Source organism: Bradyrhizobium sp. SZCCHNRI20481, from assembly GCF_032485055.1.
GTDB lineage: Bacteria > Pseudomonadota > Alphaproteobacteria > Rhizobiales > Xanthobacteraceae > Bradyrhizobium.
Genome location: NZ_JAUEUE010000005.1, coordinates 268,550 through 282,871, shown reverse-complemented (window position 1 = coordinate 282,871; position 14,322 = coordinate 268,550). Strand labels below are relative to the sequence as shown.

Here is a 14,322-nt window from a genome sequence, read left to right as displayed (position 1 = left end):
CCCGGGAGGACGTTCCATGAGCCATCAGCTTCACACGTTTCCAGTCGTCTGCGAGCAGACCCTGCTCACCCTGTCGCGTCACCCCTCGCGCACCGCTTTCAGCTGGCCCGGCGGATCGCTGTCGTATCAGGGCGCGATCGACCTGATCGGGCGCATGCAAGGCGTGTTCATGCGCCTCGGCCTTTCGCCGGGAACACGTGTCGCGTTGCTCACCGCGAACCGCGCCGATACCTGGTGCGCCGGCACGGCGGCACAGCTGTCGCGGCTCGCCATCACCTGGCTGCATCCGCTCGGATCGCTGGAGGACCAGCTGTTCCAACTGTCGGATTCGGAATCGCAGGTGCTGGTGATCGATGCGGCAGCGTTCCGCGACCGCGGCGGCGAGCTCGCCGCGCGCGCCGACGGCCTCCGTCACGTGTTCACGCTGGGGCAGGCCGGCTATGGCGTTGACCTGCTCGCCGCAATCGAGCAGGCCGGCCACGCCACCGCACGCAATTTTGCCACGCCCGACGACATCGCGACCCTGAACTACACCGGCGGCACCACCGGAAAGTCGAAGGGCGCGCTGCGCCATCACCGCGAGTATGGCGGCTTCGCCACCGCGATCCTCGCCGATTTCGAGATTCCGGAGCGTGCGCGCTACCTGACGGTGGCGCCGATCAGCCATGTCGCCGGCACCAAGGTGCTGCCGACCCTGATGCGCGGCGGCACCGTGCACATGCTGAAGGGATTCGATCCCGAGGCCGTACTGGCGACCATCGCCCGCGAGCGCATCGACTTCACGCTGTTCGTGCCGACGATGATCTACGTGCTGCTCGATCATCCCGCGTTGGCTAGGACCGATCTCTCCTCGCTCGAGCTCGTGCTGTACGGCGCCTCGGCGATGTCGCCGACGCGGCTCGTCGAGGGCATCGAGCGCATCGGCCCGGTGTTCTCGCAGCTCTACGGCCAGACCGAATGCTATCCCGTCTCGGTGCTGCGCAAGGCCGATCATGATCCGAAGCAGCCGGAGCTGTTCCTGTCCTGCGGCTTCCCGATCGCGGCCTGCGAGGTCAAAATCCTCGACGACGACGATCGGGAGGTCGCGCAGGGCGAAGCGGGCGAGATCTGCGTGCGCGCGCCGCATGTGATGGCGGAGTATTGGAAGCGGCCGGACACCACGGCGGAAACGTTGAAGAACGGCTGGCTGCACACCGGCGACATCGCTCGCCGCGACGAGCGCAGCTACATGTACATTCTCGACCGCAAGAAGGACATGATCGTCTCCGGCGGCTTCAACATCTTCCCGCGCGAGATCGAGGACGTGCTGACGCAGCACGCCGACGTCGCGATGTGCGCGGTGGTGGGCGTGCCCGACGACAAATGGGGCGAGGCTGTCACCGCGATCGTGGTGCCCCGCGCCGGCGCGCAGATCGACGCTGCCGAGCTGATCGAGCTCGTGAAGGCGCGCAAGGGCTCGGCCCATGCGCCCAAGAGCATCTCGTTCGTCAAGGAGCTGCCGATGACCGGCGTCGGCAAGGTCGACAAGAAGGTGCTGCGCGCACGGTTCTGGGAAGGACGCGGGCGGATGGTGGGGTAGCGGCATCATCAGCTCCCTCGATCGCCACCGTCATTGCGAGGCGCTCTTGCGCCGAAGCAATCCAGGGCCGCGGATGAGGCCCTGGATTGCTTCGCTCCGCTCGCAACGACGGCAATCCAGACTCGCGGCTTTGCAATGCCGATGGAAGCTTTCGCCCGTAGCCGCCGCGCTCCGCTGTCGTCCCGGGCAAGCGAAGCGCGACCCGGGATCCATAACCACAGGGCAGCGTCGTAAGCGCTGACGTCGCGACCCGCGTGCCTCGACCATCGTCCTGTGATTATGGGTCCCGGCGTTCGCCGGGACGACAGCCTCTGTGTGGCGCGATACTCGCCACGCGATCCGCTGTATCCAAACAACACTGAATGCGTTGCCCCCATTGCAGACATGACATTGCTGCCTCGCGGCGCACCTGCGTCCGAGTCTTGCTGGTGTCGTTCCCCTCCAACTCACGGAGGGTGCAGGGAAGGCCAGGCCTCGACCGAGGCCTGCGGTCCGCGTGCAGCAAAAAAGCACGCGGCAGAACCACAGGTTCGGCCGGATAGACCCGGCCTTCCCTGCGCGGTGGCTTTACGATTTATACGCAGTCTCCTCGGTGACCGGCTTGTTTGCCACCGTGGCGACAACGCGTTTCACGCGTTGCGCGGACCTCAGCGTCGGGAGGCCAGGACCCTGCGACTTCACCGTCCGCGACGTGGCGTACGTCGGCATGCCCAAAGCATGCTGCGCCCCATCGCGGCCACCGCATCCCACCCCAACGCATCGTGACGTTCGCGAAGCGCCCCTCGTCAGTGAAGCGGGATGGGGAGAAAAGACCATGGATTTCTGAAAATGCAAAGTCGAATATTTTTCGCTCCGCATCTGGACAGCCCGAATCAGCTTGATCGCGCGAGCGAATTTCGTCTTTGCGCGCGCCGCTGCGGACGCCCGACCTGCGCCGGAAGGTATCGATGGGGAAGCAAGCCTGCTCGTCGGCCAAATCAACCTCGCTGCGGCACAACGAATCCCACGCGACGCGCAACAGAAGGGCCCAACGTGAAGCCGGTCTGCGCTCCGACCCGCTGTCGTGCCGAAACAAGCGAAGCCGGACGATGTGCAGGCATCGGCGCGTTCGCGCGACCCAGGACCGATACCGCAGGACGTGGCGAGCCCAGATGCATCAACGCGCGTGCCTCGAATATGGCCCTGGGGTTATGGGTCCCGGCGTTCGCCGGGACGACACTGATTTTGTCGAACGAGCGTCCGGACACGACAACCATCTCACAACGCCGCGAACGCAGCGCGCGACGGTGCGAGCGGCAACCAGTCCGGGATGCGGCGCTTGGCAAGCCAATACGGTCGCCACAGCCTGCGCCAGGTGGCGAGATCGAGCGGGGCCTGGCGCCATTTGATCCTGCCCGTCTCGATCTGCGGCAGGTCGTGCAGGTGCAGCCACCGCCGTGCGATCCACCACAGCTCGCGCGGCGCGGCGGCATTCCCGGGGCCTTCGAGCTGGACGATGTTGAGCAACGGATCATGACAATGGAGCCCGGTCTCCAACGTCGCGACCCGCTCGCCATTGCGCCGTACGCTCCACAGCCGCGAGCGGTTATGGGCGATGTCGTCGTCATAGGTGCGGACGCAGTTGCGCATGGCGACCGCTTCCTCGACGATGGCCGGGATGTCATCGAGCGGCCTGAATTCATAATCACCCACGCGGCCCGGGTTGAGCCACATGTTGCGGATCGGCCGCTGACCGATGTTGAGGTGCAGCGTCGTGTTCGCTCGCCAGGCGAAGGCGGCTGTCCGTGCGGCGTCGAGCTTCATGGCCGGAGTCCACGGCCGTTCGATGAGCTCGCGGCCGAAGCAGCTGGGCTGTCCCGAGAACCAGATCCACAGACCGAGCAGATGCATGTGATCGCGCTTCGGCGCCCGCAGGTACTCGCGAGCGATCCAGACGGCTGCGGCCTCATGCGCCAGCGCCGCCATCTCCGCCACGAGCTGCAGCCAGGTCGGCATCAGCTTCGGCGAGCGCGGCAAATGGTTGCCGATCTGCCGCCGGAACAGCTCGCCGTTTGGCAAGGGCGGGATCGGACGGACGAACGCCTCCGGTGGCAGCTTGCGCAGCCAGAGCGGCAGACCGGCCACGGCCGCCGCCTCGGCCAGCGGACGCCCCGCGATCACGCACGCGATCGCCCGCTCCGGATCGACGTCCGGGCGCGGCACCGCCAGCGCGAACAGCAGCGCCGGAAAGCTGAGCGCGAGGTCGGCGAGATGAGGATGTCGCATCGCGCATGCGCGCACGCGGGATTGCAGACGAGACGAATAGCGCCGCAGCCGGCGTTCGCGCAGGTCGGAACGCTCCGGCTCCCGGCGGGGAGTCAGCAAGAGATTTGATGTCATGACACGACGGTTCAAGCGCAGGCCACGAGGGCCGCGGGCTTTCGATGAGATGCGAAAGGGTCAAATCATGGCCGGGACAATCATCCCGGTCGGCCGCGTCAATGATCGCGCAGCGAGCCCGGGAAGCGCGTGAGTCTGGACATCGTCGCCTCCTGCGTTGAAGTTGGGATGCGCTGAACTAGCGCGTTTCTCGGCAGAGCGCAACCATGGCTGCCGCCTCCTCCCAGCACGATGCACACCGGTCATCGTTGCGAAAGGTTGTCGGCGACCGGCACCGCCGTCGCGAGCCCTCCCGAAACGACGAAGCGATCCAGGCCTTCCAGACAGATGATTCGACTTGGCCCTGGATTGCTTCGCTGCGCTCGCGACGACGTGGTGAGTGAGCAGCGACCTGGATCGTTGATACTGACTGCGCGGAGCGATGCACCAGCCCTAGCGCTTCCCCTTCGTCATGTTCAGCGCCACCGCGGCGCGGATCAGCGCCATGAACGCAGTCTCATCGATCACGTCGCCTTCATGAAGGTCGATGGCGCGGCGGGTGTTGCCGTCGAGGCTCGCGTTGAAGAGGCCGGAAGGGTCCGGCAGCGATGCACCCTTGGCGAACGTCAGCTTCACCGCGGCCTTGTAGGTCTCGCCGGTGCAGACGATGCCGGCATGCGACCATACGGGAACGCCGCGCCACTTCCACTCCTCGACGATATCGGGATCGGCCTGTTTGATGAGATCGCGGACGTAGCTGAGCGTGACGCCGCGCCAATCCCCGAGCTCCTTGATCCGGGCGTCGATCAGCTCCGACGGAGACTGGTTCCCCTCGCCGACGCTCGTAGCCTTCGTTGGTTTCGCCATGACGCTTGTTCCCATCCACCTGCTTGTCGTTCCACCTGCGTGTAGTCCGCGTCGTAGTTATACGACCATCTTGGCCTGCTCAAGTTTAGAGCAATATTGATAACTCCACGGCCAAGCGGCACAGTGCACCAACGAGGTGTCGTCCAACATCACCGAGGTGCAGCACGACGCCAGCGAAACCGGCTCGGCCTCGTCCCAGGTGCTGTCGGCGGCGCAGTCGCTGTCACAGGACAGCAACCGGCTGAAGCTGGAGGTGGGACGATTCTTGAACACGGTGCGGGCGGCGCAAGAGCGAAATCATTCGTCGTTGAACTCGTTCACTCGCGACAACGGCAGTGTGTTCCCTCTCCCGCTTGCGGGGGAGGGCTAGGGAGGGGGCCGCTCCAGCGGCGGTGTGCGTGGCGCCCCCTCTCCAACTCTCCCCCGCAAGCGGGGGGAGAGGGCGCAGCGGAGCTTGGCGCGGGGTTGATCGGTTCATCGGAAACGAAGCAGGCAACTGCCGATCACCGGCCCAACTCAATAACACCTCGCCGCGGCGCGCCGTTGGAAACGAAGCAGCGCCGGTGCGGTGATCAGTTCGCCAACTCGCTGTGAACGCAATCCGGACGGCTGACCGCCCCCTCACCGCTTCTCGATCACGAGGCTCTGCACCACGCGGCCGAAATAGCCCCTGACATCACCCAGCCGCGCCATCGCCAGACCGGCACCGTCCGGGCCGATCCAGCTTTCGGCGTCGAGCAGGATCCAGTCGCCGACCGGCTCGCGGGCCATGTTCACGGTGAGGTCGGCGTTGAGGAAGGTGTAGCTGTGGAAGTCGAGAGCAGCGGAGGTGCCGTTGCAGAAGTCGCTCGCGACCACGGCGCGCATCGCCTGCGACACGGCGTGGCCTTCGACCAGCGGCCAGTCGACGCGGTACCAGATCGCGCCGGGTCCCTTGACACCGAACCGGCCGCGCGCGGCGCGCAGGGTCATGCCGCGCACGAACGGGCTGGTCGAGAAATCCGCAGGCTCCGGCAACGCATCGTCAGGACCGACCAGATCGACCGGCAGCTCGCGGACATCGTCCGGAAGCGGCACGGCATCCTGCCTGATCTTGAGCACCGTCGCCGTGACCACCACCGTATCGCCGGCGCGCAGCCGCACCGCGCAGAGCTGGATTTTGCGGCCCTCGCGCAGCACCTCGGTCTCGATGAGGAGCTCTGCGAGCGGCACCGGGCGCATCAGGTCGATGGTGACGCGGGCGATGCGCATCGGCGACGTCGTCGGAATGCGCTCGGCCGCCCACACGGCCAGCGCCGACGGCGCGGACCCGTGTTGCATGGTCGGATCCCACGGTCCTGCAGCATCGGAGCTGACGGCGACCCGATTGTCCGCGATGCGGAAGATCGGCCGCATCAGCGCGCGCCTCGCCACGTCTCAGCCGGCGCTGGCAAAGGCGCGGTCGGCGCCATTGGGCAGTTCGATGTCGACCTCGAGCGTCGAGACATGCTTTCCCCGATCCATGCGAACGATGACCTTGTCCGGATCGAGTACCACATGGCGCGAAACCACGGCGAGGATTTCCTCGCGCAGCTGCATCAGGAGATCGGGCTGTCCGCGCAGGCTGCGCTCATGCGCGAGCAGGATCTGCAGCCGCTCCCGCGCGACAGGCGCGGAGGCCGCACGCCCCGTAAAGAGCCGCAGCACGCTCATGCAGCCCTCCGTCCCAAGAGCAGGTTCATCAGGCCCTTGCGCTCGGTCGGGATCTGCATCTCGACTTCCTCGCCGAGGAGGCGGCGCATCGCATCGTGATAGGCGCGCGCGGGGGCGCTCGCGGGGCTGTTGAGCGTCACGGGACAGCCGACGTTGGAAGCGCGCAGCACGTCCTGGCTCTCCGGCACGATGCCGAGCAGCGGCGTCGCGAGAATCTCCAGCACATCCTCGATCGACAGCATCTCGCCGCGCGCGGCGCGGCCGGCATCATAGCGCGTGATGAGAATGTGCTTCTCGACGCGCTCGCCGTTCTCGGCCCGCACCGTCTTGGAATCGAGCATGCCGATGATGCGGTCGGAATCGCGCACCGACGACACCTCCGGATTGGTGACGATGACCGCCTCGTCGGCATAGCGCATCGCCAGCATGGCGCCGCGCTCGATGCCGGCCGGGCTGTCGCAGATCACCCAGTCGAACGTCTTGCGCAATTCGGCGATGACGCGGCCGACGCCGTCCTCGGTGAGCGCGTCCTTGTCCTTGGTCTGCGAGGCCGGCAGCAGCCACAGATTTTCCAGCCGCTTGTCGCGGATCAAGGCTTGCGGCAGCTTGGCGACGCCGTGCACGACGTTGATGAGATCGAACACGACGCGGCGCTCGGCGCCCATGACCAGATCGAGATTGCGCAGGCCGACGTCGAAATCGACGACGACGACCTTCTCGCCGGCCTGCGCCAGCGCCGCGCCCATCGCCGCCGTCGTGGTGGTCTTGCCGACGCCACCCTTGCCCGACGTCACTACGAGTACTTTCGACATGTCACGAATCCTCCTGCTACTCAGTTCAATGCAACGATCTTCATGGAATGACCTTCGAGCCGCGCCTGCGCGGCCCGGCCGCGCAACGCGGCGTCGATCTGCTCGGCCGTCTGGTAGTAGCCGTCGATCGCGACCAGCTCGGCCTCGATCTTCTGGCAGTAGATGCGCGCCGCCGCGTTGCCGTTGATGCCGGCCATCGCGCGGCCACGCAGCGCGCCATAGACATGGATCGAGCCGCCGGCGACGATCTCGGCGCCCGACGACACCGCGCCGAGCACGGTGACGTCGCCGTCGGGAAACACGATCGACTGGCCGGAGCGCACGGGCTGGTCGAGCAAGAGCGATGTCGGCTGCTGCAGCGACGGCTTCTCCGGCTCGATCTCCTGCACGGCGCAATGACGGCCGCCGGACAACAAGGGGGGCATGCCGAGCGACAGCCGGCCCTGCTCGACGCCTTCGAGCCCGAGCACGCGGATGTTGCGCGACTCGATGCTCTTGATGAGGTGCGTGATGGCGAGCGGGCTCAGATCCACCGCGGAGAGATCGAGCACGATCGGCTTGCCGACGAAGAAGCCGGGCGAGCCCGCGAGCGTTGCATCGAGCTCGCTGAGCCAGTCGGCAATCGGCACCACCGGCGAAAACACGAAGGCTACGTAGGAGCGCCCGCGCAGACGAATAACAGGACGCACCGTTTCAGCGCTGGCACTCATGACCATCCGACCCAACCTTCTTAGTGATTGGTTAACTGTCGGCGCCAGATGGTTAACGGATGGTTAAATCGACGCTAAGCCGCTCAAAAATCGACAGCGGCCCGCCCGACATAGTTCGATGATGATCGAATCAAGGCGCAATCTTGGCATCAATGAGACGCAATTCATGAGCATCTGCGTCAAGACCTATCATGCCTCATTTTAATCACATCATGATGATAACTTTAACGTACATATAATTCGGAACCGACGACTTTAGGAGGTTCCGATCGATTGACACTCGTCAGGGGGCGGGGCATGGGATCGATAGAGGCGCCCAAGGCACGGCAAACGTGCCACGGCGCCTTGCAGGAAGGGACCGCTGGCGTGCGATCGTTGATCGACGCGAAACGTCTGATTCTGCGAGTGATTCCGTGTGGACTGAAGTGGCAGACCAGCTCCCGTTCTTCGTTTGAAACTAGCTCTCATACGAACCGTGGCAGAAGCGTATCAGTTTCCGGAATCGAGCGTCAGAGGAGTAGCGTATGAGTTCGTTGAGTGAACAGAATCCGATGAACCCGCAGGACCCGCTGCACTACGCACCGCGGTGGCTGCGCGAACGTCCGGAAGCCGCGCGTCTATCTCTCGTCGGTGACAATGCCAAGGCAGCGGAGGCGGCCGAGCGTCCCGCTTCGGGACAGCAAGGACCGCTCGATGCTCGCCTGGAGACCGCCGTGTTCGAATCCCTTCGTCAGTCGCTGAATCCGCAGGTCATGCGCGAGCCGCCGGATCTGGAGCGCGAGCGCGACCGCCGCTCGGTCGTGTTCAAGGTGGCTGGCCGCTTCGCCGCTGCAACCGGCGTCGCCGCCGTCGTCGCGCTGTTCTTCGTCAACATCGTGCCGGTGTGGCGCCAGCCCGACGCGAGCTCGTCCTTCGTCGCCGCCGTGCAGTCGATGAAGACGCTGCCGCCGGTCGCCGCCGACGTGCAGGACGCCAAGGCGGACCAGACCAGTGCGCTGCCGGAGCGGGTCGAGCCGCAGGCTCCCGCGCTGTCGCAGTTCAAGTCGCTGCTCGCGGACGCTCCGGCGCCGACGGCAGAGGCCGACACTCCCGAAAAGCCCATGCTGCAGCAGTTCATGCAGTGGAACCAGAAGACGGGTCAGATGGAGCGGGTTCGCTAAACCCTCTACACGACTGATCCGACTTCCAACACATCACAGGCGACGATGATCGACGTCCTACCGCAGAAAGCGGCAGCACGCCGTCCGCTGGCTCATGCCCGTGTGGCAGCCATCCTGCTCGCGTCCCTCGTGGCCGGCGAGGCCGTTGCTGCGCCCGGCGAGAATGTGAGCGTGGCGCGCCAGCTCGGCGGCCGCGTCGGCCCGATCATTGGCGCCGCGCTCGCGTGCCGCGACATCGCCCGGCCGCGCATCCAGGCCATCATCGAGAAATTCCAGCTCGTCATCCGCGAGGCCGCCTCCAGCGAGGCCGACCGTGACGAGCTGACGCGCCTGCTCGACCGCTACGTGGCCGAAGGTCGCAGCCTCGTCACCTCAGGCCGGATGGATTGCGGCGGCGCCGATCGGCAGCTTGCCGATCTCGAACGGTCCATCGCCGCGCCGCCTCCGTCTCGCGCGAACCTGCCCGCCGTGAGCATCGGACCTGCGACCGCGCAGGCCGCGACCGTACCGGCGCAACTGCTGCCGCCGGCCGGCAACGTGCGCGGAGTGACGCAGAGCGAGATCAAGCTCGGCATGGTCATTCCCTACAGCGGACCGGTGAAGGAGAGCGGGCGGCTGCTCAAGATCGGCGTCGAGGCGGCGTTCAATCGCGCCAACGAGGCCGGCGGCGTCAACGGCCGCATGCTGAAGCTCGTCACCGCCGATGACGGTTACGATCCCGCGCGCACGCTGGATGCGATGAAGCTGCTCTACGAGAAGGAGCAGGTGTTCGGCTATATCAGCAATTTCGGCTCGGCCACCGCCGCGGTCGCCATCCCCTACGCGCTCGAGCGCCGCACGCTATTCTTCGCGCCCTATACCGGCGCCAACGTCGTGCGCCACGATCCGCCCGACCGCTACGTCTTCAACTACCGGCCGAGCTATGCCGAGGAGACCGACGCGCTGGTCCACTATCTCGTGAAGATGCGAAGGCTGCATCCGCGCCAGATCGTCGTGTTCGCGCAGAACGACGCGTTCGGCGACGCGGGCTTCGCCGGCGTGGCCAAGGCGTTCCGCACGCTCGGCGCCAGCGACAATTCGATCGTGCGGGTCAACTACCCGCGCAACACGGTCGAGGTCGACGACGCCATCAATCAGTTGAAGCTGCTGAAGACCCCGGTCAAGGCGGTGGTGATGCTGGCGACGACGCGCGCCGCGGCCAAATTCATTGAGAAGGCCCAGGGCGTATTTCCGGGCGTCATCTTCGCCAACATCTCCGCGGTCGCGGGCTCGGCGCTCGCCAGCGAGCTGATGCTGCTCGGACCGCGCTACGCCGAGGGCGTGATCGTCAGCCAGACCGTGCCCGGCGTCTCCGGCTATTCGAGCCTGGTCCTCGAATACAAGAACGCACTTGCGAAATACGCCCCGGGCGAGCCGGCCGACTACACCTCGCTCGAGGGCTACATCGCCGCGAGCATCCTGATCGAGGGACTGAAGCGCGCCGGTCCGAACTTCGATACCGAGCAACTGGTCGAAACGCTCGAGAACATGCGCAACATCGATCTCGGCCTCGGCACGCAGCTCGGCTTCGGCCGCGCCGAACACCAGGCTTCGCACAAGATCTGGGGCACGGCGCTGGACGACAGCGGCATCTATCAACCCGTCGAACTTGAATAGGATACCGCTAGAGGCAAGACAGCCTCAACTAACACGACAAAAGAGCGACAGTGAAACCCGACATTAATTCGAAATGCCACGAATAGTAGAACGAAGAGGGTTGGAAACAAGCTGAGCAGGTGGAAGGTTCGATGGCCGTGCGTTGGTCCGCGTTGATCATCGGGAGTGTTTTCGCAGCTCCCTTGAGCCCCGCTTTGGCGGCGGCTCCCGACGTCGTCCGGGAGCTTGGCGGCCGGGTTGGGCCGATCGTGGGACAGGCGTCCGCCTGCCCGGACATCGCGCAGGGCCGGGTCCAGAGCATCGTCGACAAATTCCGCGAAGCCATCCGCCAGGCGACGAGCAATGACGGCGAGCGCGATCAGCTGACCCGCAGCTTCAATGGCTATATCGCCGAGGGCCGTAGTCGTACGGGCGCCTCGCAGGCGACCTGCGCCGCCGCGGAGCGGCAACTGACAGAGCTCGAACGCTCGCTCGGCCAGCCGGCTGCGGCGACGGCCCCGATCACACCCGTCAAGGCCGAAGCGACGACTGGCGCCGTCACCACGGGCCCCGTGCGCGGCATCACCGACCGTGAGATCCGCTTCGGCATGGTCCTGCCGTTCTCCGGCATCCGCAAGGAGACCGGGCGTCAGATGCGCCAGGGCATCGAGGCCGCGTTCGCACGCACCAACGATGCCGGCGGCGTCAACGGGCGCATGCTCCGTCTCCTGGCGGCCGACGACGGCTACGATCCGAACCGCACGCTGGCGGCGATGACGCAACTCTACGACAAGGAGCAGGTGTTCGGCTTCATCGGCAACGTCGGCACCGCCAACTCGCAGGCGGCGATCCCCTATGCGCTGGAGCGCCGCACGCTGTTCTTTGCGCCGAACACCGGCGCAGCAGTGGTGCGACGCGATCCGCCGGATCGCTACGTCTTCAACTATCGGGCGAGCTACGCCGAGGAGACGGCCGCGCTGGTGCGCTACCTGATCAAGATGAAGCGCGTCTCGCCCAAGCAGATCGCCGTGTTCACCCAGCAGGACCCATTCGGCGACGACGGTTTCGCCGGTGTCGCGAAGGCCTACCGACAGTTGAACCTCGGCGAGGCCGTGACGCGCATCAACTATCCGCGCGCGACGATGGACGTGGAAGAGGCGGTCAATCAGGTCAAGGCGCACAAGCCGGGACTCAAGGCGGTCATCATGGTGGCGACCGATCGCGCCGCCGCGAAATTCATCGAGAAGACGCGCGACGCGGTGCCGGGCCTGATCTACGCCAACGTGTCCGCCGTCGGCTCGACCTCGCTCGCGACCGAGCTGAAGCTGCTCGGTCCGCGCTTCACCAACGGCGTCATCGTCACGCAGGGCGTGCCGGCGGTTTCGGGCTATTCGAGCCTCGTGCTCGACTACAAGAACGCCCTGGCCAAATACGCGCCCGGCGAGGCGCCGGACTACACGTCTCTCGAAGGCTATATCGCGGCGACGATTTTGATCCAGGCGCTGAAGCAGACCAGCCCGCTCGACACCGAGCGCCTGGTCGACACGCTCGAATCGATGCGCAGCCTCGATCTCGGCCTCGGCACGACGCTCGCATTTGGACGCGCAGAGCACCAAGCATCGCACAAGATCTGGGGCACTGCACTCGACGAAACCGGCACGTATCAGGCAATCGAACTTGAGTAGAATTAGCTTCGAAGGGGAAGAACTGGTGAAGACGTTTCGTTAGCAGGTCCTAAAGTATGATCGGAAAAAGGCGTGTCGGGTTACCGAAATGGTCATGCTCTTAGGAAAGGCTGGTCTGTGCATGGTGACGGTCTTATGTCTTCTCCGTCGCAGACACGGCGTCAATTCACCAGGCGGAAGACCTGGATGGGGTCCAAAGTGGGATAGTGGCAATGAACTTTCGTTGTAGCGTGTTCTTGGTTGCGGCATTGCTCGCAACGCCCGCCAGCGCGGCGGGCACCAATGCGGATGTGGTGCGTAATCTTGCGAGCCGGGTCGGGCCGATCGTGGGAGCAGCATCCGCCTGTCAGGCGATCGACCAGGGCCGCGTTCAGGCCATTGTCGACAAGTTTCGCGAGGTGATCCGGGAGGCCTCCACCGGCGGCTCGGATCGTGACGAGCTCACCCGCGTCTTCAACGGCTACGTCGCCGATGGACGCAACCGCGTGGGGGCGGCGCAGACCGACTGTAACGCCGCGGGCCGCCAGCTCGCCGAGCTCGAGCGCTCGCTCGGGCAGAGCGCGCCGAGCCAGACCGCCACCAGCCTCGCCGGGGTGATCGCCCCGTCCGCGGCCGTGGCTGCGACGGCACCGACCGCGACGCTGCCGCCAGCGTCCACCACCAACGTGCAGGGCGTCACCGCCAACGAGATCCGCTTTGGCATCGCCGCTCCGTTCTCGGGCGCTGCCAAGGAGCTCGGCCGGCAGATGAAGATGGGCATCGAGGCCGCCTTCAACCGCGCCAACGACACCGGCGGCATCGCCGGGCGCTCGCTGCGGCTCTATTCGGCCGACGACGGCTACGAGCCGTCGCGGACGCTGGACGCGATGAAGCAGCTCTACGAGAAGGACAAGGTGTTCGGCTTCGTCGGCAATGTCGGCACCCCGACCTCTGCCGTGGCGATGCCCTACGCCCTGCAGCGCCGCGTGCTGTTCTACGGCGCGTTCACCGGCGCCAACCTCCTGCGCAACGATCCGCCGGATCGCTACGTGTTCAACTATCGCGCCAGCTACGCCGAAGAGACCGACACCGTCGTTCGCTATCTGGTCAAGCTGCGCCGCCTGCCGGCCAAGGATATCGCCGTGTTCGCGCAGCAGGACGCCTATGGTGATGCCGGCTTCTCCGGTGTGGCCAAGGCCTTCCGCTCGCTCGGTCTTGCCGACACGGCCATCTTGCGCCTCAACTACAAGCGCAACACGGTCGACGTCGACGACGCGGTCAACCAGCTGCGGGCATTGAAGAACCCGCCCAAGGCGATCGTCATGGTCGCAACCTATCGCGCAGCCGCGAAGTTCATCGAGAAGACGCGCGATCTGTTCCCGCACATGATCTACACCAACGTCTCCTTCGTCGGCTCGACCGAACTCTCGGACGAGCTGATGCTGCTCGGTCCGCGCTATGCCAGCGGCGTCATCGTCACCCAGGTGGTGCCGGCCGTCGGCGGCTATTCGAGCGCCGTGCTCGAGTACAAGAGCGCGCTCGAGAAGTACTTCCCGGGCGAGGCACCGTCCTACGTGTCGTTCGAAGGCTACGTCTCGGCCAACGTGCTGGTCCAGGCGCTGCGCCGGGTCGGCCCGCAGCTCGACACCGAGGCGCTGATCGACACGCTGGAAAACATGCGTGACATCGATCTCGGTCTTGGCGCCAAGCTCGGCTTCGGCCGCGCCGAGCACCAGGCCTCGCACAAGATCTGGGGCACGGCGCTCGACGAGCGCGGCAAGTTCCAGGCGATCGAGCTGGAATAGCCCGTCCGCTTGTTGCGGCCGCAACAAAAAAGCGCGACAG

At 65.7% G+C, this 14,322-nt stretch carries 11 protein-coding genes and 1 pseudogene; 6 read left to right on the top strand and 6 right to left on the bottom strand.

Annotated elements, in window-relative coordinates; translation table 11 throughout:
* The first annotated feature begins 16 nt into the window (after positions 1-16).
* A complete protein-coding gene (locus tag QX132_RS10230) occupies positions 17-1,579 on the top strand; it encodes an AMP-binding protein (RefSeq protein ID WP_316160976.1) in 1,563 nt (520 codons plus the stop codon).
* A 1,257-nt stretch (positions 1,580-2,836) separates the two neighbouring features.
* On the opposite strand, the gene QX132_RS10225 is transcribed toward QX132_RS10230, so the two are convergent.
* Together QX132_RS10225 and QX132_RS10220 are read right to left on the bottom strand one after the other, a co-directional pair.
* Positions 2,837-3,844, bottom strand: coding sequence for a hypothetical protein (locus QX132_RS10225; protein WP_316160975.1), 1,008 nt, complete (start codon positions 3,842-3,844; stop codon positions 2,837-2,839).
* 546 nt (positions 3,845-4,390) lie between these two features.
* Positions 4,391-4,804: a DUF1801 domain-containing protein gene (locus tag QX132_RS10220; protein ID WP_315782958.1), complete on the bottom strand. Its 414-nt coding sequence runs from the start codon at positions 4,802-4,804 to the stop codon at positions 4,391-4,393.
* 112 nt (positions 4,805-4,916) lie between these two features.
* Between QX132_RS10220 and QX132_RS10215 the strand changes: the two are divergent.
* A pseudogene (locus QX132_RS10215) lies at positions 4,917-5,090 on the top strand (methyl-accepting chemotaxis protein); the annotation flags it as partial.
* Between the two features lie 335 nt (positions 5,091-5,425).
* Here QX132_RS10215 and QX132_RS10210 read toward each other — a convergent pair.
* The 4 genes from QX132_RS10210 to minC are packed head-to-tail and all read right to left on the bottom strand — an operon-like array spanning position 5,426 to position 8,018.
* Positions 5,426-6,199, bottom strand: a complete 774-nt coding sequence (locus QX132_RS10210) for a thioesterase family protein (protein WP_315736141.1) — start codon at positions 6,197-6,199, stop codon at positions 5,426-5,428.
* Between the two features lie 21 nt (positions 6,200-6,220).
* Positions 6,221-6,496, bottom strand: a complete 276-nt coding sequence (gene minE / locus QX132_RS10205; protein ID WP_315716282.1) for a cell division topological specificity factor MinE — start codon at positions 6,494-6,496, stop codon at positions 6,221-6,223.
* A complete protein-coding gene (gene minD, locus QX132_RS10200) occupies positions 6,493-7,308 on the bottom strand; it encodes a septum site-determining protein MinD (RefSeq protein WP_315736140.1) in 816 nt (271 codons plus the stop codon). The genes minE and minD overlap by 4 nt, the downstream gene beginning before the upstream one ends.
* Before the next feature lie 20 nt (positions 7,309-7,328).
* Positions 7,329-8,018, bottom strand: coding sequence for a septum site-determining protein MinC (gene minC, locus QX132_RS10195; RefSeq protein ID WP_409998135.1), 690 nt, complete (start codon positions 8,016-8,018; stop codon positions 7,329-7,331).
* Positions 8,019-8,542: 524 nt separating this feature from the next.
* Between minC and QX132_RS10190 the strand changes: the two genes are divergently transcribed.
* The 4 genes from QX132_RS10190 (at position 8,543) to QX132_RS10175 (ending at position 14,282) form a co-directional block, all read left to right on the top strand.
* Positions 8,543-9,178, top strand: coding sequence for a hypothetical protein (locus QX132_RS10190; RefSeq protein WP_315736138.1), 636 nt, complete (start codon positions 8,543-8,545; stop codon positions 9,176-9,178).
* 45 nt (positions 9,179-9,223) lie between these two features.
* Positions 9,224-10,834 carry an ABC transporter substrate-binding protein gene (locus QX132_RS10185; protein ID WP_316160972.1) on the top strand — a complete coding sequence of 537 codons (1,611 nt, stop codon included), beginning with the start codon at positions 9,224-9,226 and terminating at the stop codon, positions 10,832-10,834.
* A 131-nt stretch (positions 10,835-10,965) separates the two neighbouring features.
* On the top strand, positions 10,966-12,498 hold the full coding sequence (locus QX132_RS10180) for an ABC transporter substrate-binding protein (protein WP_316160971.1): 1,533 nt from the start codon (positions 10,966-10,968) through the stop codon (positions 12,496-12,498).
* 212 nt (positions 12,499-12,710) lie between these two features.
* Positions 12,711-14,282: an ABC transporter substrate-binding protein gene (locus QX132_RS10175; protein WP_315772712.1), complete on the top strand. Its 1,572-nt coding sequence runs from the start codon at positions 12,711-12,713 to the stop codon at positions 14,280-14,282.
* Positions 14,283-14,322: the final 40 nt, after the last annotated feature.

Coding starts and splice junctions, on each gene's coding strand:
- QX132_RS10230 (WP_316160976.1), top strand. CDS start 17: ATGAGCCATCAGCTTCACACGTTTCCAGTCGTCTGCGAGCAGACCCTG.
- QX132_RS10225 (WP_316160975.1), bottom strand. CDS start 3,844: ATGCGACATCCTCATCTCGCCGACCTCGCGCTCAGCTTTCCGGCGCTG.
- QX132_RS10220 (WP_315782958.1), bottom strand. CDS start 4,804: ATGGCGAAACCAACGAAGGCTACGAGCGTCGGCGAGGGGAACCAGTCT.
- QX132_RS10210 (WP_315736141.1), bottom strand. CDS start 6,199: ATGCGGCCGATCTTCCGCATCGCGGACAATCGGGTCGCCGTCAGCTCC.
- minE (WP_315716282.1), bottom strand. CDS start 6,496: ATGAGCGTGCTGCGGCTCTTTACGGGGCGTGCGGCCTCCGCGCCTGTC.
- minD (WP_315736140.1), bottom strand. CDS start 7,308: ATGTCGAAAGTACTCGTAGTGACGTCGGGCAAGGGTGGCGTCGGCAAG.
- minC (WP_409998135.1), bottom strand. CDS start 8,018: ATGAGTGCCAGCGCTGAAACGGTGCGTCCTGTTATTCGTCTGCGCGGG.
- QX132_RS10190 (WP_315736138.1), top strand. CDS start 8,543: ATGAGTTCGTTGAGTGAACAGAATCCGATGAACCCGCAGGACCCGCTG.
- QX132_RS10185 (WP_316160972.1), top strand. CDS start 9,224: ATGATCGACGTCCTACCGCAGAAAGCGGCAGCACGCCGTCCGCTGGCT.
- QX132_RS10180 (WP_316160971.1), top strand. CDS start 10,966: ATGGCCGTGCGTTGGTCCGCGTTGATCATCGGGAGTGTTTTCGCAGCT.
- QX132_RS10175 (WP_315772712.1), top strand. CDS start 12,711: ATGAACTTTCGTTGTAGCGTGTTCTTGGTTGCGGCATTGCTCGCAACG.